Here is a 20,768-nt window from a genome sequence, read left to right as displayed (position 1 = left end):
AAAGGGGAGAAGAGATTCATAGACTGGAAAGGTTCGATTTTTCTGAATGTATGACCAATAAGGAGAGACATTCCTACTCATTGGTTAAATTTAAACTTTAACCCTTTGTTGCTCCTGAAGCAAGTCCAGAGATCAAATATTTTTGCAGGAATAGGTATACCGTTGCAATCGGTACAGCAATTAAAATCGCACCTGCAGCAAATCGGGTAAAGTTATTGGCAAATTGATCATTAACAAAGTTGAATAGACCTAAAGCTAATGTATACTTTTCCGGACTACGTAAAACAATCCGCGGTAAAATGAAGTCCATAAATGGATTCATGAAATTAAATAAAGCAACAACTGCTAAAATGGGTTTAGCAAGTGGTAATAGAATTTGAAAGAAAATTCTAAAATGACCTGCACCATCCATCTTGGCTGATTCATCTAATTCCTTTGGTAATGTGTCAAAGTATCCTTTGACTAGAAAAGCATTCATTGGAATATTTCCTCCAATATAAATGATAACCAATCCAAGTAGACTATCTAATAATCCAATTGTATTTAGTAGAATATACAAGGCTACCATTGCCATTAATACCGGAAACATTTGTAATAATAAGAAAGCATACAAACCATGCGTTCTTCCTTTAAAACGATAACGTGAAAAAGCATAGGCTGTGAAACTGGTTAATAATGTACCGATAATAGATACTGAAATAGCAACGGTTAATGTATTTCGATACCATAGTAAATAATTACTTCTCGGATTGGTAAATAACCATTCGTAATGCACAAAGGACCAATTTTCAGGGATAATTGAAGCTCCGTAAAGATTAGAGCTTGGGTTAAGTGACATACCAAATGCCCAAACTAATGGATAGAAAATAATGACAAACATAATCCCAATAATCAGGTACATTAAGGTTAATTCAATTACATTTTTTGTTTTTCGGCTCACAGGTTTTTTTGTTTTAGCCATTAGTATGTCCCCTCCTCTGTAAAGGATTTAGAACGACGGAATTGGAAGAAAGCAAATGTCGCTACGATAATTCCTAAGATAATCGATATAGCAGCAGCCATACTATATTGTGAATTGGTAAACGTCAGATTGTAAATCCATGAAATCAAGATATCCGTTCCACCTGCTGATTGACCGCGAAGTGGCGGCCCTCCACCATTGAAAAGATAGATAATATTAAAGTTATTAAAATTGAATGTATACTGGGTAATTAATAAAGGCCCCGTTGCAAACATCAAATGTGGAAAAGTGATATGCCGGAACTTTTGCCAACGTGTAGCTCCATCCATATCTGCTGCCTCATACCAATCACTCGATATTCCCTGTAATACACCAGTAAATAAAGCAAAAATAAATGGGAAGCCAAGCCAGACTTGAATCATAATTAAGGCTACTTTTGTCCATGTCGTACTTGTTAACCACGGAATCGTTACACCAAATAGCGGCTGAATGATATCAGCATTAATTGCGCCAAAGTTATCATTAAATAGCGCTGAGAAAATAATAATCGTAACAAAACTTGGAACAGCCCAAGGTAAAATAAATACAGTTCGAATCAGTTTTTTGAATTTCAATCGTTTATCATTTGTTAAAATAGCTAAGAACATAGCAACAATGATAGCAAGCGTTGTTGCCAAGAACGTCCAAATCAAGGTCCATGATAAAACATTTAAAAAGGTTGTTCGCCACTCATCAAGGGTAAACAATCTAATAAAGTTATCAAATCCAACCCAATCTAATAAGTTTCTTGGTGGTGCATTATATAAGTTATAATTCGTAAATGCTAGGAAACCCATAAAAAGTAATGGGAACAAAACAACGAAGATTAATAATAATAACCCTGGTCCAACTAATAGATATGGGAAACCCGCGTCCCAAGCATTTCTGAATCCTTCAATAACACCTGTCACTTTCCAACCACGTTTTATTTTCAAAGCATCTCGATGTGCATCTTGTATATTTAATACATAGAAAATAACAAAAAATGTTAGAAAGATTAAAGCTAAAATTCCTTGACTTAAAAATACTCGTGAATCATCTTCTCTCTCTATTTGTCCTAAAGAAATTAAGCCTTGAAGACCCGAAGACATATAGTCATACATAACAATCACAAAAGCAGCAAATAAAACGAAGATTACTGCACCTTTGATATAACGTTTGTTATAAACTTGTCCAAATCCGGGGATAAGTGAGAGTAACAAAGCTAAAGTGGGGTTATGATTTGAATTAGCCTGACTCTCATGATTGCTTTCGGTTTTTTGACTATTCTCTGCAGCCATTTGCCTTTCCCTCCTAGTAAAAGAGATGGGATTGAGAAGTTATCATCTCTCAATCCCTCCTCCTCTAAAACTTATTGACCCATCATGTCAATTTCTTCTTCAATAATCTCTACAGCTTCATCTAATACTTCTTGTGGATCATCACCTTGAGTAATGAATGTTAATGCATCAGCGATTGGTTCCCACACTTGTGACATCTCTGGGATATTCGGCATTGGTTCTGCATATTCTGTTTGTTCAAAGATGGCATCCATTAATTCATCTTCAATTTCAACTGCCGTATGTGCAGGTAATTCACCAGCCACTTCATAATAGGTTGTTGAACTTTCTTCATTTGTGATAAATAAAGCTAATTCTGTTGCCCAATATTGGTTGTCTGTATAGTAGTTGACTAACCAACCTTTGTTTCCTGCAAATGAACTCAATACTTCACCATTTTCTTCTGGTAATGTCGTAATTTGTACGCTATCACCTAAAGCACCTACGTAATCTGGAATTGCCCATGGACCATCAACAACCATGCCTACTTGGCCATCCATAAATAATCCAGTCATAATATCCATATCGATACCTTGTGGGATTAATTCTTCTTCAAACCATGTTTGAATCGTGGTTGCACCTTCAACTGCCCTTTCATTATTCAGGCCAATATCTTCTGGATTATAAATACCATCGGCATCTTGTTCAAATACATAGCCGCCTGGACCTGTTAGGAACGGGTAAACAAAGTAGAAATCAAGTGCATTCATCAAGAAGCCATATGTGTCACCATCTGTTAAATCACGTGCAATATCCATCAACTCGTCCATCGTTTCTGGCGCCTCAGGAACTAAATCAGTATTGTAGAATAGTGCATATGTTTCAGTAACAGCTGGAATACCATATTGAATTCCTTCAAAGCTGAATGATGTCACAGCCTCTTCATTATACTCAGCTAAACGTGCTTCTTGTTCTTCTGTAAATTCTAATTCAGCTGCTAACCCCTGTAAATGAACATCTCCCATTCGGTCATGTGGTTGGAAGAATAAATCTGGACCTTGACCAGACGGTCCATCTAATCCCATACCATCAATTTGATCTAGCATGCTATATGGGATCAGCTCAACAGCAATATCATACTCTTCTTCAAATCGCGCTGTGATTTCTTCATAAGCATCTATTTGCGATTCTTCATCGTTTACCCACATTGACAATGATTCCGGTTTTTCTGGAATATCACCATCTCCGCCTTCATCATTTGTTTCTTCACCAGTTGGATCATCTGCTGGAGCCTCTGCGCCATCATCTCCACCGCAAGCAACTAAAAACATTGACAGAACTAACATTAGAACTGCTATTAACCAAAATGACTTTGACTTACTTTTAAACATTTGTCTTCCCCCTCTTATATAGTGAGTAATCATAAATTCCAACCAGATGACTAGCCACTCACTCGTACCTATTAAACTATAAAACTCTTTATTGCTAATGAATGAATAACTTGGCAACTTTAGTTAAAATAATAAGAAATTAATTAATTAAAGGCACGTGTCATCGCTTGCAACTGATTGTTTAAAATGGTGTAGACTCTTTCAATAATCAACTTTCAATGAAATCGCTTGCACCATCTGTTGATTATATTATACTATTGTTCCAGTTAAAATTACAACCCTTTTTAATAAAATATTTATTTTATTTGAAAACGCTTAAATATTTATAAAATTAATCTTTTAAAAGTGTCGCTGTTTCCTCTAACGAGATAACTTCATTCGTCAATTCTTCTTGACGCTTTGTCTGATCTTCGACAATTTTTGCGACTGATGAACTCTTTTCTTGCAATACGGTTGCACCATTAACTAATTCTGTAACAGACTCGACCACATTCTCGATGGCTTGATTAATTTCCATAATTGATTGATCGATTTCCTGATGCTCACGAGTGACCTTTGAATTGTCAGTCGAAATTTGTTTAAATATCGCTGCTGATTCAGCCGTTTTTTCTAAAGACTGAAGAGTGTCTGCCTTGAAATGGGTAAATGCGGTCACAACATGAGTTACCTCTTTACTTAATTCCTCTAAAACATTTTTTGTCTGATTTGAAAAATCATTTGTACCTTGTGATAATTTTCTAATTTCATTTGCTACAACTGCAAAACTTCGCCCTTCCTTACCAGCCTTTGCTGCTTCAATAGAAGCATTAATCGCAAGTAAGTTCGTTTGATCAGCAATGTCATCAATTCCTTGAATAAATGACGTAATATGTTCAAGATGACCTTGCATATGATCAACTCGATCTGAGGTTCCCGATGTTTGGTCATTTAAATCCTTCATGGTATGCTCCAACTCACTCATCAAATGCAAACCATGATCGGAAACAGTTTCTAGTTCTTTTAACTGTTTACTCACTTTACCTATTGAACTTTGAATTTCCTCTGAACTTGAAGAAACTTCTTCTGTTGTCGCAGAGATCGTTCCTGTAAAATCAGTTTGTCGTTCCATTTCTTCTGAAAACTCGATCATCATTGAATCAATTTCACTCATGCCTTTCAATTGATCCGAAGATTTCTGTGAAGTCGCTTGAACAACATTTAATACATCTTCACTAATTTGTTGATTTCGACTTAGGATTGAGCGGAGTTGCTCACCCATATTTGCTAATCTACTATCAATTTTGGCAAACTCATCATTTCTTTTTGTACCATGACTATAAGCTAGATTACCATCATGATATGCTTCAATTCGCTTCATGACTAAACTTACACCACTTTTTAAACTCTTAGCAAAGAATAATAATGAAAGTAATGGCACAATAATAAGAACTATTAGTGCAATCATGATAATTGTTTCTGACCGGGATAGTGATTGGTGTAAAGTATCTGAAGTTTCATCTCTACGATCAGATAAATTATCCTGAATCCGCTCATTCACTGTATTAATCGCTTCTTCATTCCGAGTAATAACTGGAACAACACGACTGCGTATCCGATCAGCTTCTTCACCTAAAAATACTGTTGTAAAGTTTTCCTCAAAAATAGATTGATAGGAAGTAATTGCATCATCTAAATTTTGAAAGTAATGCTCGAGTGAATCATTTTCTTCAATTCTATGAGTTATATCTGTAAATAACGTTCTTGCTTCAGATAAAAAATGTTCAGCATCTTCTGCTAAATCTTGATTATATCCAGAAGTAGCTAACTGATAATAGACAATACTCGTTTGATTAAGATGATTAACTAGCTCAGCAAAATCTTGTTGTAATGACGCTGTTTCCTCCAACGATTCACTTTGATTGCTTACCTCTGAACTAAAAGTATAAATGAAACTAGCCGCTACAATACATGTTACGACTATTACACTGATGAGCGTATACAAACGTCGAATTAATCTTCGATCTGTATTCGCTTTCATTTTCCTTTGTTTTTGTCCTTTTTTCTTCGCCAACTTTACCACTTCCCTCCCTTGAAGTTACCACTATAGTTCGCATGATCTACTACCAAAGATAGCGCAATCGGTTCCGCACATGATTATTTTACCATGAATATATCTTATTAGCCATAGTTTTTACAGAAAACGACCTATTTTTATCTTCTGTCAGATTCTTTTTTAGCTGAACTCATATTTACTCATTCATCAGTAACGTGCTAACGTTTGTTTAACAACAAATCAAAAAATATTTTAAGTAAAGAAAAATCCGAACAATCATTCAGAATTCTTGGGGCAGAATTCGAATAAGTTCGGATTTTCTTTAATTATTTTCTAATTCATCTTTGGACTAATGGTTAGTTTAGTTGTAGCTCATTTTGCTAATTAATCTGTGAAATGATCTGTCACTGCTCCTAATGAGGAACAAGAAACGTTATGAGCATATTTTCCTAACACGCCTTTTTGATGTAAACGAGGAGCTTGCCATTGACTAAAGCGTTGTTCCATTTCCTCAGCAGAAATATCCATACTAATTTCCTGACGATCCAAATCAATCGTCACCAAGTCTCCTTCTTGTAAAATAGCAATTGGGCCACCATCTTGTGCCTCTGGAGCAATATGACCAACAACAAGGCCGTGAGTTCCACCAGAAAAACGCCCGTCTGTTAATAAGGCAACTTTCTCACCTAATCCTTTTCCGACCAAGATTGCAGAAATAGATAACATTTCCGGCATACCTGGTGCTCCCTTTGGTCCTACCTGTCTAATGACTAAGACATCGCCTTCATTGATTTTATTAGCCATTACAGCCTCTGTTGCTTCAAATTCAGTATCAAAAACTCTTGCCGGGCCAGTGTGGCGTTTTACCTTAACACCAGAGACTTTGGCTACAGCCCCGCTGGGTGCAAGATTTCCTTTCAAAATAACTAAAGGACCGTTTTCACGATAAGGATGATCTAGCGGTCTAATAATTTCTTGACCTTCAGCTAAATCTTCAGCATCAGCAAGATTCTCTGCTAGTGTTTTTCCAGTTACTGTTAAACAATCCCCATCTAAATAACCCTTCTCAAGCAATAATTTCATAACGGCAGGAACCCCACCGACTTTATATAAGTCTTCCATTACATATTGACCACTTGGTTTCAAATCAGCTAAATGCGGCACTTTCTTTTGCAGTCGATCAAAATCAGCTAAGGTTAAATCCACTTCAATGGCATGTGCGATCGCCAATAAATGAAGGACAGCATTTGTCGAACCGCCTAATGCCATAACAACAGTAATGGCATTCTCAAACGCTTTTTTTGTCATGATGTCCTTTGGATAAATTCCTAGTTCAAGTAGACGGTAAGCGGCTTTTCCAGCAGCTTCAACATCCTGATATTTAGCTTTGGATTCAGCAGGGTTTGAAGAGCTCCCCGGTAAACTCATGCCTATAGCTTCCATAGCAGAGGCCATTGTATTTGCTGTATACATCCCTCCGCAAGATCCAGCCCCGGGACAGGCAGCACATTCAATACCGTGTAATTCTTGATCAGATATATCACCATTATTATGCTTCCCTACTCCTTCAAATACAGAAACAATATCTAGCTTCTCACCATTGCGATAGCCTGGTGCGATTGTCCCCCCATAAACAAAGACAGCGGGAACATCCGTCCGGCCAATCGCTATCATACAGCCTGGAATATTTTTATCACAACCACCAATTGCAACATAACCATCTAAGTTTTCTGCACCAACCACTGTTTCAATCGAATCAGCAATTACATCCCGGCTTGGTAATGAATAACGCATCCCATCTGTCCCCATAGAGATTCCATCAGCAACTGTAATGGTATTAAAAATCATCGGTACACCACCAGCTGTTCGAATCCCTTCTTTCGCCTTTTCAGCTAATCCGTGTAAATGAATATTGCAAGGAGTGACTTCACTCCACGTACTAGCAACACCAATCATAGGTTGTTTAAAGCTCTCATCTGTTAAGCCTACTGCTCTAAGCATCGCACGATTAGGGGCACGCTTAGGATCATCAAATACGTGACTCTTAACCCGTAAATCTTTCGACATTGTCTTCCCTCCATTCCTTGTTTCTTTAACTTTAAAGGATAATGAACTACAATTCAAATTTTTCGTCTATTCTGATAATTCGTTAACTAAAAAGGCCTTTTTTGTCCTTTCAATTTGAAAATGTTGATAGATATCATGTAGCTAATTTAGATAAACCATATAATGGTAGTCATCATATTGAGAATGTTCAAATGTTTGTATATAATATCAAGTAATACATAACGGAAAAAACGATAACAGTTGTAGTGAAAAAGCGGAGATAAGGAGGAAGATAAATTGGGCGAAAATATCTTAGTTGTAGATGATCAAAAAGACATTGCAGACCTGATTGAAGTCTATTTAAAAAATGAAGATTATCAAATCCATAAATTTTACAATGGAATAGATGCTTTAAAGGCAATAAATAGTGTCAATTTTGATATCGCTATTTTGGATATCATGCTCCCCGATATTGATGGCTTTAAGATTTGCCAAAAGATAAGGGAGAGTTATTTCTTTCCTATTATCATGCTGACGGCAAAAGGTGAGGATATGGATAAAATAACGGGGCTTAGTATGGGAGCGGATGATTACATCACAAAGCCTTTTAACCCTTTGGAGCTAGTTGCTCGAGTTAAAACGCAATTGAGAAGATATAAAAAATACAATAGTTCGGAAAAAGAGTGTTCAAAAGATGAGTATGAAATAAGAGGCTTGTATATTAATAGGAATACTCACACAGTATCGCTTTACGGAGAAGAAATCTTCCTAACGCCGATTGAATTTTCGATACTCTGGTATTTGTCTGAGCATATAGGCAAAGTGGTTTCATCTGAAGAACTGTTTGAAGCGGTATGGGAAGAGAAGTATTTTGAAAACAACAATACGGTTATGGTTCATATTGGGAGACTTCGAGAAAAGTTAAAAGAGCCTCCTAGACACCCAAAATTTATCAAGACAGTCTGGGGGGTTGGCTACCAAATTGAAAAATAAGTTATTTCTGTTTTTCAAATTTATCGCTACTTTTATCATTGTTTTTCTATTAACAAATCTTCTTTATTCATTTATTGTTTATTTATCTAGATTATTTGTATGGACTGGTGATGAACCCTTATATCCTCTGTACAATTTTTTTAGCGAGTATTCTTTACTCATCCTTTTAATTGTTTTTAGCGTCGAATTTCTGGTTATTGCTAACTATTATTGGAGCAAGCCATTAGATCATCTTCAAGAAGTATTAGATACGACAGAGCAGATCTATCAATCACAAGATGAATATATAAAACTTCCTAAAGAGCTGACAGAGGCTGAATATCAGCTCAATCAATTAAGGTTAAATGTAAAGGAGAATAATAGAATAGCTAAAGAAGCAGAACAAAGGAAAAATGACTTATTAGTCTATCTTGCCCATGATTTAAAAACGCCCCTTACATCAGTCATCGGCTATTTAAGTTTACTTAGAGATGAAGAAAGCATATCAAAAGCATTAAGAGAAAAGTATATCGGTATCTCACTTGAAAAAGCAGAAAGATTAGAGATGCTTATAAATGAATTTTTTGAAATAACACGATTCAATCTTTCAACTCTTACCCTTGAGCTAAGTAAAGTCAATCTAACACGTATGCTCCAACAATTTGTATTTGAATTTGAACCGATGTTGTTACCAAAGCATTTGAATGTCAAGCTTACGATAGATTCAGATGTAGAGGTGAAGCTTGATGTAAACAAGATGGAAAGAGTGTTTGATAATCTGCTTAAAAATGCAATAAACTATAGTTTTCCTGAAAAGACAATAGAAATAGCTGTAAGTCAATTAGAAAAGACGATAGAAATTGTTTTTTCAAACCGTGGAAACGCAATTCCTGAAGAGAAGTTAGATAAAATATTTGAACAGTTCTATCGATTAGATGCATCGAGAGATCCTTCTTCTGGGGGCGCAGGTCTCGGACTAGCTATCTCACAAGAAATTATAGAGCTTCATGGAGGGACTATAGAAGCTAAAAGTGACCATGACATCACAGAATTTAAAATAGTCATTCCATTATTGTAAGAAAAACGTTAGAAATTATTATGAAAAAATTTATCTTTCCTTTAGTAAAAAGAGAAAAAGAGCATCTTTAACTTTGATACGATAAATGTATCCGTTAAAGATGCTTTTTTACTTGATAACAAAGGTTAATTAAATAAAAGGTGTTAATTGGTAAGCTATTTATCATTGAAATCAATTGGTAAGGAAAAATAACTATAAAGAGGAATACTGATATGAAAGAGTTCTTAAAAATGACAAAGAAAATAATGATTGTAATTCTTATTATATTTGCATTATTTACAGTAGGAAGCAAAATTTATGAATATTTTCTCCCCTTAAGTCATGATGGATATACTAGTCCGCACATTTATCTGCTTAATAGGGAAACAGGGAACGCTATTTATGAGAAAGATTCATATTCTAAAACATATCCTGCTTCACTGATAAAAATGATGACGACAATTGTCGCCTTAGAAAATATTGATGATTTATCTGAAATAACTCCAATAGATGTAGAGACCTATCAAGATATGGTTAATCAAAATGCTTCAATGGCAGGATTTTATGGTAGAGAAAAAGTCACTTATCGAGATCTACTGTATGGAACGATTCTAAGTTCAGGTAGTGAAGCAGCTAACTCCTTAGCCATCCATGTTGCAGGAAATGTAGAAAACTTTGTTCAGATGATGAATGCTAAGGCTGTTGAAATAGGGTTAGAGAATACACACTTTACAAATCCAGAAGGACTCCACGATAAAAAGCAATATACAACGGCTCATGATATGGCAAAACTTTTAGACTATGCATTAGATAACGGAGATTTTAAAGCAATTTTTACAAAAGAGACCTTTCAAACCACATCAACTCTTGATCACCCTGAAGGACTTTTATTAAAATCAACTGTTCTTACCTTTCTTAATAAAGATGATCAAAAAGGCTTTGAGATTATTGGTGGAAAATCAGGTACAACCTATGAAGCAGGACAATGCTGGGCGACTCTTGGACTAATAGAAAATCAAGAATATATAAGTATTGTTATGGGGGCACCACTAGCAGATATTAGTCAGCCAGACCAAGCACAGATAGCAGATACGCTAAAGTTATATGAAAATATCAAGACTACAAAATAGTCCATTTATCTTGATATTCACTTAAATAGTAATCTATATTCTTTTCATTTTAAGTAGTGTTGTTCAGGAATAAGTAATACTTTATAAAGTTGGAGGTATAGTTGAATGAATTTAGAATTAAAAAACATAAAAAAAGCTTATGGGAAAAATACGGTTCTTAATGGTGTGAATGCTACTATAGAAAATGGTATCTATGGATTTTTAGGCGCCAATGGTGTAGGTAAGACAACCCTTTTTAAAATAATTAATGGGTTTTTAACGAATTATCAAGGTAAAGTCATTTACCCTGAGCTACATAAAAAAGGAGATGTTCTGTTAGGCTTTTTACCTCAAAGTTTTGGAGGTTATCCAGATATGACGATTTATCAATTTCTCTCCTATTTGGGAAATATAAAAGTTAATCTTAACCAAGATAAAGTAAATGAGGAGATAGATAAAAAATTGAACTTATTTAATCTAACGAATATCAAAGCTAAAAAATTAAAGGCACTCTCGGGAGGACAATTAAGAAGAGTCGGATTGGCTCAAGCTTTTTTATTCAATCCTAAAATAGTCATGCTTGATGAACCCACGACAGGTTTAGATCCGACAGAAAGAATTAATTTTAAAAACTATATTTCCAGTTTTGGACAGGAGCAGATCATACTCATTTCAACACATATTGTAAGTGATTTAGAGTTTATCGCAAAAGAAATCTTTATATTGAAAGATGGACATTTTGTCATGAAGGGTACGGAAAGGGAATTGATTAATACATGCATTGATTGGGTATGGGAGGCGGATTTTGACAATGAAATAGATATGCATAACGAACTGAAACGACATAATAAAGGTGAAACATATTCTGTATCAATGATTTATGAGGCAGAGGGAATGATTAAAGGTAGAATTATCAGTGCAAATAGTCCAGTACCGAATGCAGTAAAAGTAAAGCCAACTTTAAATGATGTATACCTGATTAACTTTAAAAAGGAGGCACATTCAGATGGTTGATGAATTAAAAAAGTACTGGAGTGAGCTGCATGTAAAAATATTAGTCTTACTCGTTTTTATCGTTTCGATTGGCGTTTCCATAGCACCGATAAAAAGTTTTTCTATTATCGAATCTCCTGATAATACGAATCGAGTGGAAGGTAAAGCTGCTATTCAAGTTTTAAAAGAAAGATATGAAAACTCAAAAGGAGAGCTGAGTATTGATAGAATAAATGAAATTTTAGCTTACTATCAGTCAATACCAGAACAGGATAGAGCTTTCTTAGAAACCGATATAAAATACCCTGGTGTTCTTTTTTTATTGACTGATGCTTATTCACCAGGCATGACAAGTGAAATAGAAAATCTAAATAAAATTGAAAATGGGAACGATTTTTACAATAGAAATACAATAAAAATAACCGAAATCCTAAATAATTTGCCAGATGACTATAAAGCTTGGGAAAAAGATATCATATTAAAAAAAGCGAATTCTGTAGAAACACCATTTAGGATAGATTTTAGTAGACAATGGATAGACGTTTATCAATCATTGAATATCTTATTTATTGTTATTGCTATATCTGCCATTGTTGTCGGATCAAAACTTTTTTCTTATGAAAAAGAAAAGAAGATGGATATGATTTTAGTTACCTTTGGAGAGAAAAAACTGAAAAAGATTGGAATCAATAAAGTACTTGCCTTGCTAACTTTTTTAAGCATCGTTTTTTTAATGAGTGTATTAATCGTTTCTGTCATTACCTTTTCAGCTGTTGGAATTGATGGAATGTCAAGTCAAATTCAAATTGAATTCTTTACTTCTATCCATCAATTAACCTTTGGTAGCGCGTATTTGTTAGCTTTATTTATGGGGTGGCTTTGTCTGATGGCAATAGGGATCTTAGTTGCAACTATAAATGCATTCATGCAAAAATCGTATCTATCATTAATCATTGGCTTTTTAGTAACCTTTCTTCCTATAGTCATTATAAAGTTTGATTCTATTCCGGTAACGATTGGGAAAGTTTTAAACATACAACCGATAAATGGGTTTGCGATAATAGAAAATATAGCATCACTCCAGATATATAAGTTCTTTAACATTCAAATGCTTACAACGACAGCGATTATTTTTTATACTTTGATCATTTTAATCGTCTGTTTTTTAATCACACCTCAATTATTTATTTTGAGGATAAAAGATTACTAAAGACTAACTCTTTATGGAGGATGTGTTTCAATGATTAATGAAAGTAAAAAGTTTTATAAAAGTCCAGCGGTTATGATTTTACTGGTGATATCCCTATTATTATCCATCGCTATGCCCATTTTCTTTATCCATGATTATGAAAGTTATGATTATTCTACTGGTGAAGAAATTGTAATAACAGGGTTAAATGGGTTTAAAAGTGAAAGAGAACAAAGGCAGAAGACATCTGGGATATTAACTACCGAGAAATTAAACGATGCCCTTGCATTTTATAAATCACATCCAGATATAGAAAAGGCATATTTTCAAGTCGAAGACACATATCCGGGATTTTTCCTTCTTTTGCGAGAAGCCTATCTACCCTATACAGGATCTAGTGAATTTCAAGTTAGCCATCTCCCCAATGTAGATGACTTCTATGAGCGGAATATAAAACAAGTAGAGGAGAAGATAGATTTCTATGGCAGTCATTCTCTATCGAATGCTGAAAAACAAGAAGCCTTAAAAAGAGCCGCTGAGATAGAAAAACCTTTTACCTTTGAATTTATCGACCAATGGCCTACTTTAATTAATGCTTTATTTCTCGTCTATTTTGCCATCGTTCTTTCGGCTATTATCATATCCAATCAGCTTTTTTCCTTTGAAAAGGAACAAAACATGGCTATTATTCTAAATGCTATGGGGAGAAAAAAGCTAGTATCGATAGGTTTTAAGAAGATATTTGCGATGCTCACTTATTTAACATTGGAATTTTTAATCTGCAGTACGATCGTATCTTCTATCGTATTGGGACTTTTAGGGGTATCTGGTTGGCATTCGCAGATACAAATTTTACCTGAATTTTTTACGATGATATACAATCTATCGATTGGGCAATTGTATATTTATTATATGCTCATCGCATGGCTAGCTATCATGTGCATCGCTCTTATTGGGGCTTTTATAAATTCTATATCTCAGAAAACATATCCATCCCTGATTATATCCACTTTATTAATTGCTCCACCCCTATTTTTAAAAAATAGTGGACATGTAGCGATGAGTGTAAAAAAATTTTTGCATATACAACCGATTAACGGCGTAAATTTATTTGCCTTTATCGATTCTCTTTTCAGTTATAATCTCTTTGACTCTAGGATACTTACATCTACGGCAGTTCTAATATTTACCATAGTTTGCTCAATGATATCTATAGTACTAACCCCTTTTATATTTACACAAAGACTGAAGAGAAACTGAATTAAGACGTGGAGGAGATTGGATAAAAAATAGGAATTCAGTATTCATCGCCTTTATATGAGTTCCTATTTTCACCAGATTTCCATTCTAAACGGAGATGTATTTATAAACTTTTAGAGATATGAGTAATTTTTTCTATGACAGAGTCCGCTTCATCGTTATTCTTAATGACGAACAAATAGTTTGCTTCCCCTTCAACGGGATCTACGACACCTTCTAATTGGGAATCAGCCTGTTGTCTTAACAACACTTCTTCAAAATTGGAGGCAAGTCTGAATATATTTGTACAACGCTGACTATTAATCACTCTATCATGCAGAACTTCATCCGGAATATCAAAATGAACTAAAATACGGATAAATTCATCTTTTGGGTAGATTTCCTCCAATAAATATCTTCGCCCTTTTAGACCTCGATTTGAATTACTGACAATAATATGTAAATCGGTATGTTTCTTAGCATAATCAACAATTAAATGCGAGATAGAATGTTTCAGAGTATTAGGCCCCGATAGGGGTTGCAATTTTTGATAATAAGTATTTATAAACTCTGCATGGTTATCTTGATCCATAACAAATGCGTTCTCTAATGCTTGTTCTAAATCCTTTGCAAAGGTACTTTTTCCACTATGAGTCTTACCAACTGTAATAATGACTAATCTTTTCATAATTCGCCTCCTTTTACTCGCAGTTTATATAAGAATAATGTTAATTTTAAGAAACAACCTGTTTGCTCGTTATTTTCAATCACATTTACTACATTTTATCATAGATAACTGTCTATAAAACTCGGGGAACAATGGTTTTCAGTGGGATAAACCATGCAGATATTTACGATGAGACGAGTAATCATCCATCGAAATTATTTGGGATTGCGATTACTCGTCCCATCAAAAAGACCTGCGACTGGGGCTCAGAATAAGTAAGTCACTTACTCTTGCGATGCAAATACTTCGTAGCTTTCCTTTGTGTGATGACTCACCCCACCGAAGATATTTGCCGTTACTCGTCCCACCGAAAACATTTGCGAAAACGCTTGTGTGACCAACATCGTGTTGGCTCGAGTGAATCAGGACATTAGCTCACCTGATCTCCCGCCTATATAGATTCATTTTCTTTCTCTATTTTGAGGCGGGAGTTTTACGGACGGTTATCTGTGATAAATCAGCTACCTCTGGAAATAGTTTGTCCAACATTTTACTTACTAAAGGTCTTGACTTTCCCTGATAAGGGTAGGTATGCAAATGCACGGCGGGATTGAAGTTCGCTTCTATTATGCCATAGTCTAATGATTCCTTACTCGTTTTTTTGTGTTTATCAATAATCATTAAATCAATTCCAGAAACAAATGCCCCTAATGCATTGACAGCCTGTTCAGCAATCTTCTTATAGCTTTCATCCATATCATCCGTCATATCAATCGAATCTCCACCCGTGCTCACATTAGAGTTTTCCCTTAAATAGACTGTTTCACCCTCTTTTGGTATATCATCGATACGATAACCTTGAGTTTTTAGCATTAAAAGTTCAATATCTCCTAATTTGATTAACTCTAATGGTGCCCGATGATGAGTGCCGCGTAGTGGATCAGAATTCTTGCTCTCCACCAACTCTTTGATTGTGTGTTTGCCATCGCCTACGACATTTGCGGGAACCCTCAATAGAATGGCTTCTACTTTTCCATCAAGCACATAAAACCTATATTCAGTCCCCGTTATGAATTCCTCTACTAGTACATAATCGTCTTCAGAAAATGCTATTTTTATTGCTTCCTCAAAGTGCTCACGTGAAAATCCCTTTTCAAAAATAGAGATTCCTAAGCCAAAATTTGTTGATTTGGGTTTCACAACGATATTCATATCACAAAATTCCTGATAAGCTAGCAAGGCGGCTTCTAAATTAGAGAACTCCTTTCCATTTGGAACTCTAAACCCATTCTGGCTTAATATTTCTTTCGTGACCGTTTTATTTTCCATGATCAATGGCGAAATGTACGTATCGAGGCTAGTCATATTCGTATTTTTCACATATTCTATATGTTCTTTATAATAGAGTTTGACAAATTGATCATTTTTATCCAATACTTGAAAACTGATTCCCTTTTGAATAGCGCTAGCTAACATAAGTTGTGTGGACAATTCCATGTCATGAAAACCGGATAATTGAAATGGTTTTTCCCATGCTTGGTCATGATATAATTTCCCTTTTTCCATTGCAAAATTAAATAAAGACTTGTTATTTATCATTTCCTGATTGATCAAGTCTCTCATTGTATTTTCTGACTGTTGGATCTGTTCCAATACGATTTGTTTGTCTTCTTCTGCAAAATTTAGTTCTTCCATCATTTCCAAAACTTTTTCTAAAAACTTTGCGGCTTCTTTAAAGTGATTTTCATGGGCTGGTCTATCCATGTGTTTTTCTGCACCTATATTATAAATCGCAAATAAAAATAACAAGCCAATCAATCGTAGGTCTTTTTCTGATATCCCATTCGCTTCAAATGGATTTAAATCAATGGCGTTCATCTCGATAGAGGCAGTCTCATGGCTATCATGCTTAACCATGCTCTTACTTTTAGCTTGATAATTTAGTAGATGGTCAATCAACCATTGATATTGGGATAAATTATTTGCAATTGCCTGATAGATTGTATTTTTATAATCAATATAATCTTCAAAGTAAGTTGATTTTTTAAATAATTCGTTCAATAAGGAATCATCCACTGATAAAAAGAGTCGAATAGCACCCTTACTTTTATGATCAGCATCATTTAATGCCTCACTCAATGGATATAAATACCCCTGCTTTACTATAGTTCTTAAGAACACCTCATGAATAGCTGCTAAATAATTTTTAGCCTCATTGACCTTTTTTATCATTGGGGTTGTTAAGCTTACCAATGACTCCTCAGCATTCACACTTATCATTGGATGAGCATTTTTCTTTCCCAAGCCCTCATAATGATCCAAAGATAATTTTACCCCTGTTTCATCAACAACTTGACTCGTTCTTTTTATTTTAAAAGAATAATTTTTGAAAAATTGGATAAGTTCTCTTCTTTTTGTTAATTCTTTTTTCATTTCAATCATCATACATCATACTCCTATATTTATTTCATTTTCTTGCTTGATAGTCTTTATGCTCATATTAAACTCTTTTACGATCCTTTTCAATTTTTTAGCCAATGGTAATGAAAAAAAGTGTCTATCATTAAAAATTGGGTATATTACAGATAACGACATCAATTAATATAAAAGGAGACTAAAGATCATGACACAAGTTATGAAAAATCGTGTTGCCATCATTACTGGTGCAAGTTCTGGAATTGGAAAAGCAACTGCCATTCAGTTTGCGAAGGCAGGAGTTAAGGTCGGTCTGATTGATATTAAAGAAGAGAACGCTGAGTCAGTTAAAAATGAAATTGATAAAATAAAAGGACATGCCTATATAGCAGAAGCCGATATCAAAAATGCTGAACAGATAAAAGGTGCGATTGATTCAATTGTAGATAAGTTTGGACGACTGGATATTGTCTTTGCCAATGCTGGCATTAATGGTATCGTTGCACCGATTGAAGATATAACGCCTGAAGAATGGGACCAGACCCTTGAGACAAATTTGAAAGGAACTTTCTTGACCACTAAATATGCCATTCCACATATGAAGAAAAAAGGAGGCAGCATCATCCTGACAAGCTCAATTAACGGGAATCGAAAATTTTCGGGATTTGGAATGTCTGCCTACAGTTCAAGTAAAGCTGGCCAAATGGCTTTTGGAAAAATGGCTGCTCTAGAGCTGTCAAATTATAAAATTAGAGTCAATGTAATTTGCCCTGGCTGGATTAAAACCAATATTGGTGAGAATACATTTAAAGAAGAAGATAACCTTGAAAAAATTAAAATCCCTGTTGAGTATCCTGAAGGAGCCCAACCCTTAGATGGAAAACCAGGAACACCAGAACAAGTTGCAGAACTCGTTTATTTCCTTGGCTCCGATGCTTCAAATCATATTTCAGGTACCGAAGTCTATATTGATGGTGCCTCCACCCTACTGTGATTTTTTTTGGATATATATTCATGTTTAACGCATCCCAAATTAGGTTAAATGATTATATAATCTAAATTTCTAAAAGGAGTAGATGCGACGTATGGATATCAATAAAGAAATCAAAAAATTAGAAAGTATTTATTTAGAAAAACCAGAGCGTGTATTTACTATGTATTTAAATACTGATCCAGCCGATCCTGATCAACAAGGCGGAGAATGGCGGATTCATTTAAAAAATGGCTTGCAACAATTTGAAAAATACTTAAAAGAAGATGGAAATCAGGCTGAACTTGATAACTTTTGTAAAATTAAAAACAAGGTAAAAGATTTCATGGCTGAAAACGAACTAAATTTAGCTAAAAGTGTCATTATTTTTGCGACTCCAGATGAATCGATTTGGTTTGCTGAGTTATTTCAAGTCCCTGTTACAACAGAACTTTATTGGGAGGAAATAGCAAAGGTTGACCAATTACTCAACCTCTATCATACCTATCCGAAATCGGGAATTATTTTAACTCAAAAAGAAGCGGTTAAAATTATTGAAACCGAGTTAGGAAGTACACTTGATTCCTATTATTATGAGCTTGATCTTGATACTGAGAGTTGGAAAAAACATACGGGCCCACACCATGCCCAAGCAACAGTTAGCTCTGGTGGTAAAAGTGTCAAACGCGAACAATTTAATAAACGCTTTGAAGCCAATCGTCATCGTTGGTATAAGAGCATTGCTGCTAAGCTTGATAAATTAGCTAAGGACAAGAATTGGGAGTATATTTATATGGTTGGAAATCAAGATGAAACACAGGATTTAGCAAAGGAAATGAATAAACCCATTAATACGTTTATTGACAAGAATATGCTTGATGAGAATGAAGCAAAAATAATCAAGACAATCACAGAGTTGTAAACCCTATTAATAAAAAAAATGGATGTAGATAAATGATTAACTGTCTACATCCATTGTTATTCTCTGAAATTTTGAAGTATAAAACAGAACTTTAATCAATGGGAGTTTTTCAACGCACAAGTCTTTGTCGACCAAATTTTCAAATTTACTTATTTCGTTGCTTAGAAAAACAAATATCATGTCACACTAATGCGTAACAAAACAAAATCCAGCTTCTCGCACTAGATCTTTTCAGCAACATTTGAGATAGATCAAAAAAGGTTATCCAACTTTAGTGAAATGAAGCATTTCTTTAAATATATAGCTGTATGAAATCAAATATAGACCTGCTTTCATATGGTCTTTGTCCGTTTTAATAGACTTTAGGCTCATTAAACACCTTAAAACAGAGCATTGTCCTTTTAATAGAACCATGCTATATTATAGTCAGATATAACACCATGATCACCTCATCCAAAACCTCTAAGGAAGTGATCGAATGGTAGCTATGCCGCTACTCGTCAAAGAAAAGCCCCCACTGTCTAACTACACACAACATGACCTACTGTATAAGGAGCTCATCCACACGTTTTTCGCCGAATTCCTTGCTGTCTTTTTTCCCGATGTTCATAAAAACATTGATTTTCACCGGATTAAACCTCTCTCCGAAGAAATGCATACCGATATAACTAAAGGGAAAACACATCGACTGGACATTGTCATTGAAACAATCTTGAAAGGAACGGACGTTGTTGTTATTGTGCATATTGAACCTCAAAGCTATCAACAAGCACATTTCAGTGAACGAATGTATCATTATTTCAGCATGCTGTACAACAAATATCGGAAGCCAATTATTCCGATTGCCATTTTAAGTCATGATGCAAATTGGGAAGAAAATTGTTATACGATGGCTTTTGACTTCTTGCCTGTCTTAACCTTCAACTATTTGACTCTTCACCTTAAAAAGCAGTACTGGCGTGACTATATTCGCTCAAACAATCCTGTTGCAGCTGCCTTATTGTCTGAGATGGGTTATAGCAAGGAAGAACGCGTGCAAGTAAAAAAGGAATTCCTGCGCATGATTACAAGAATGGAACTAAACCCTGCCAAACAACGCATGATCTACGGTTTTTTTGAAAGTTACTTGAAATTAACCGAAGATGAGGAGGAACAATTAATGACTGAGATCAATAAATTACCCGAGGCTGACAAAGTTTTGGAGTTAACAATTTCTTATGAGGAGAAAGGGAAAGAGATTGGAAAAAAAGAAGGTGAATTAATTGGTGTTAAGAAAGTGGCTGTTGAAATGCTAAAAGAAAAAACTGACTTAGCGTTTATTGCAAGGGTCACTCAGCTTGATATTGAAGAAATTAAACAATTAGAAAAACAACTATAAATATATATTCAAAATCAACATATTGTGGCTGACACCTGTATTCATAGGAGAAGCAAGGATTGTTAGTTCATGTATAAATAAACCAATTGCAAACAATTACGACATATAAAAATAACGAGAAAGGGTGAT

16 protein-coding genes are annotated in these 20,768 nt (G+C 34.8%); 9 read left to right on the top strand and 7 right to left on the bottom strand.

All coding sequences use genetic code 11. The annotated features are described in order from the left end of the window. Positions 1-97 precede the first annotated feature (97 nt). The 5 genes from ACS127_RS10630 to ilvD all read right to left on the bottom strand — a co-directional run bounded on the left by ACS127_RS10630 (position 98) and on the right by ilvD (position 7,749). Positions 98-940 carry a sugar ABC transporter permease gene (locus ACS127_RS10630; protein ID WP_440898121.1) on the bottom strand — a complete coding sequence of 281 codons (843 nt, stop codon included), beginning with the start codon at positions 938-940 and terminating at the stop codon, positions 98-100. Between the two features lie 20 nt (positions 941-960). Further along, a complete protein-coding gene (locus ACS127_RS10625) occupies positions 961-2,280 on the bottom strand; it encodes an ABC transporter permease subunit (RefSeq protein ID WP_440895018.1) in 1,320 nt (439 codons plus the stop codon). A 71-nt stretch (positions 2,281-2,351) separates the two neighbouring features. Beyond that, positions 2,352-3,650, bottom strand: a complete 1,299-nt coding sequence (locus tag ACS127_RS10620; RefSeq protein ID WP_440895017.1) for a sugar ABC transporter substrate-binding protein — start codon at positions 3,648-3,650, stop codon at positions 2,352-2,354. A gap of 331 nt (positions 3,651-3,981) precedes the next feature. Then, entirely contained in the window at positions 3,982-5,700 is a 1,719-nt protein-coding gene (locus ACS127_RS10615; RefSeq protein ID WP_440895016.1) for a methyl-accepting chemotaxis protein, read from the bottom strand. Positions 5,701-6,066: 366 nt separating this feature from the next. Continuing rightward, positions 6,067-7,749, bottom strand: coding sequence for a dihydroxy-acid dehydratase (gene ilvD / locus ACS127_RS10610; protein WP_440895015.1), 1,683 nt, complete (start codon positions 7,747-7,749; stop codon positions 6,067-6,069). Between the two features lie 276 nt (positions 7,750-8,025). Here ilvD and vanR point away from each other — a divergent pair, with 276 nt between their 5' ends. From vanR to ACS127_RS10580, 6 genes are all read left to right on the top strand, one after another. Continuing rightward, complete coding sequence (gene vanR, locus ACS127_RS10605) at positions 8,026-8,721, top strand: VanR-ABDEGLN family response regulator transcription factor (protein WP_440895014.1); 696 nt, start codon at positions 8,026-8,028, stop codon at positions 8,719-8,721. Continuing rightward, entirely contained in the window at positions 8,711-9,778 is a 1,068-nt protein-coding gene (locus ACS127_RS10600; RefSeq protein ID WP_440895013.1) for a sensor histidine kinase, read from the top strand. Before vanR ends, ACS127_RS10600 begins: the two co-directional genes overlap by 11 nt. Before the next feature lie 212 nt (positions 9,779-9,990). Continuing rightward, positions 9,991-10,887: a D-alanyl-D-alanine carboxypeptidase family protein gene (locus tag ACS127_RS10595; RefSeq protein ID WP_440895012.1), complete on the top strand. Its 897-nt coding sequence runs from the start codon at positions 9,991-9,993 to the stop codon at positions 10,885-10,887. A 105-nt stretch (positions 10,888-10,992) separates the two neighbouring features. Then, entirely contained in the window at positions 10,993-11,880 is an 888-nt protein-coding gene (locus tag ACS127_RS10590; RefSeq protein WP_440895011.1) for an ATP-binding cassette domain-containing protein, read from the top strand. Continuing rightward, complete coding sequence (locus tag ACS127_RS10585) at positions 11,873-13,069, top strand: hypothetical protein (RefSeq protein WP_440895010.1); 1,197 nt, start codon at positions 11,873-11,875, stop codon at positions 13,067-13,069. The genes ACS127_RS10590 and ACS127_RS10585 overlap by 8 nt, the downstream gene beginning before the upstream one ends. 30 nt (positions 13,070-13,099) lie before the next feature. After that, positions 13,100-14,308 carry a hypothetical protein gene (locus ACS127_RS10580; protein WP_440895009.1) on the top strand — a complete coding sequence of 403 codons (1,209 nt, stop codon included), beginning with the start codon at positions 13,100-13,102 and terminating at the stop codon, positions 14,306-14,308. Between the two features lie 103 nt (positions 14,309-14,411). Here ACS127_RS10580 and ACS127_RS10575 read toward each other — a convergent pair whose 3' ends face one another. Next, positions 14,412-14,975 (bottom strand): ATP-binding protein, encoded by a 564-nt coding sequence (locus ACS127_RS10575; RefSeq protein WP_440895008.1) that lies wholly within the window; start codon positions 14,973-14,975, stop codon positions 14,412-14,414. Between the two features lie 453 nt (positions 14,976-15,428). Beyond that, complete coding sequence (gshAB, locus tag ACS127_RS10570; RefSeq protein ID WP_440895007.1) at positions 15,429-17,399, bottom strand: bifunctional glutamate--cysteine ligase GshA/glutathione synthetase GshB; 1,971 nt, start codon at positions 17,397-17,399, stop codon at positions 15,429-15,431. A 178-nt stretch (positions 17,400-17,577) separates the two neighbouring features. Here gshAB and ACS127_RS10565 point away from each other — a divergent pair, with 178 nt between their 5' ends. From ACS127_RS10565 to ACS127_RS10555, 3 genes are all read left to right on the top strand, one after another. After that, the gene (locus ACS127_RS10565) at positions 17,578-18,363 is read left to right on the top strand and encodes an SDR family oxidoreductase (RefSeq protein ID WP_440895006.1); all 786 of its coding nucleotides are present in this window, start codon (positions 17,578-17,580) and stop codon (positions 18,361-18,363) included. Positions 18,364-18,454: 91 nt separating this feature from the next. Continuing rightward, positions 18,455-19,261, top strand: coding sequence for a VLRF1 family aeRF1-type release factor (locus ACS127_RS10560; protein WP_440895005.1), 807 nt, complete (start codon positions 18,455-18,457; stop codon positions 19,259-19,261). A 478-nt stretch (positions 19,262-19,739) separates the two neighbouring features. Further along, positions 19,740-20,639, top strand: coding sequence for an Rpn family recombination-promoting nuclease/putative transposase (locus tag ACS127_RS10555; RefSeq protein WP_440895004.1), 900 nt, complete (start codon positions 19,740-19,742; stop codon positions 20,637-20,639). The last annotated feature ends 129 nt before the right edge of the window (positions 20,640-20,768 follow it).

Origin of the sequence: Amphibacillus sp. Q70 (genome assembly GCF_052055485.1) — a bacterium.
In the GTDB taxonomy this organism is placed as follows: Bacteria; Bacillota; Bacilli; order Bacillales; family Amphibacillaceae; genus Amphibacillus.
The sequence above is the reverse complement of the archived record's forward strand: the minus strand, read 5'-3'. Positions and strand labels throughout refer to the sequence as shown.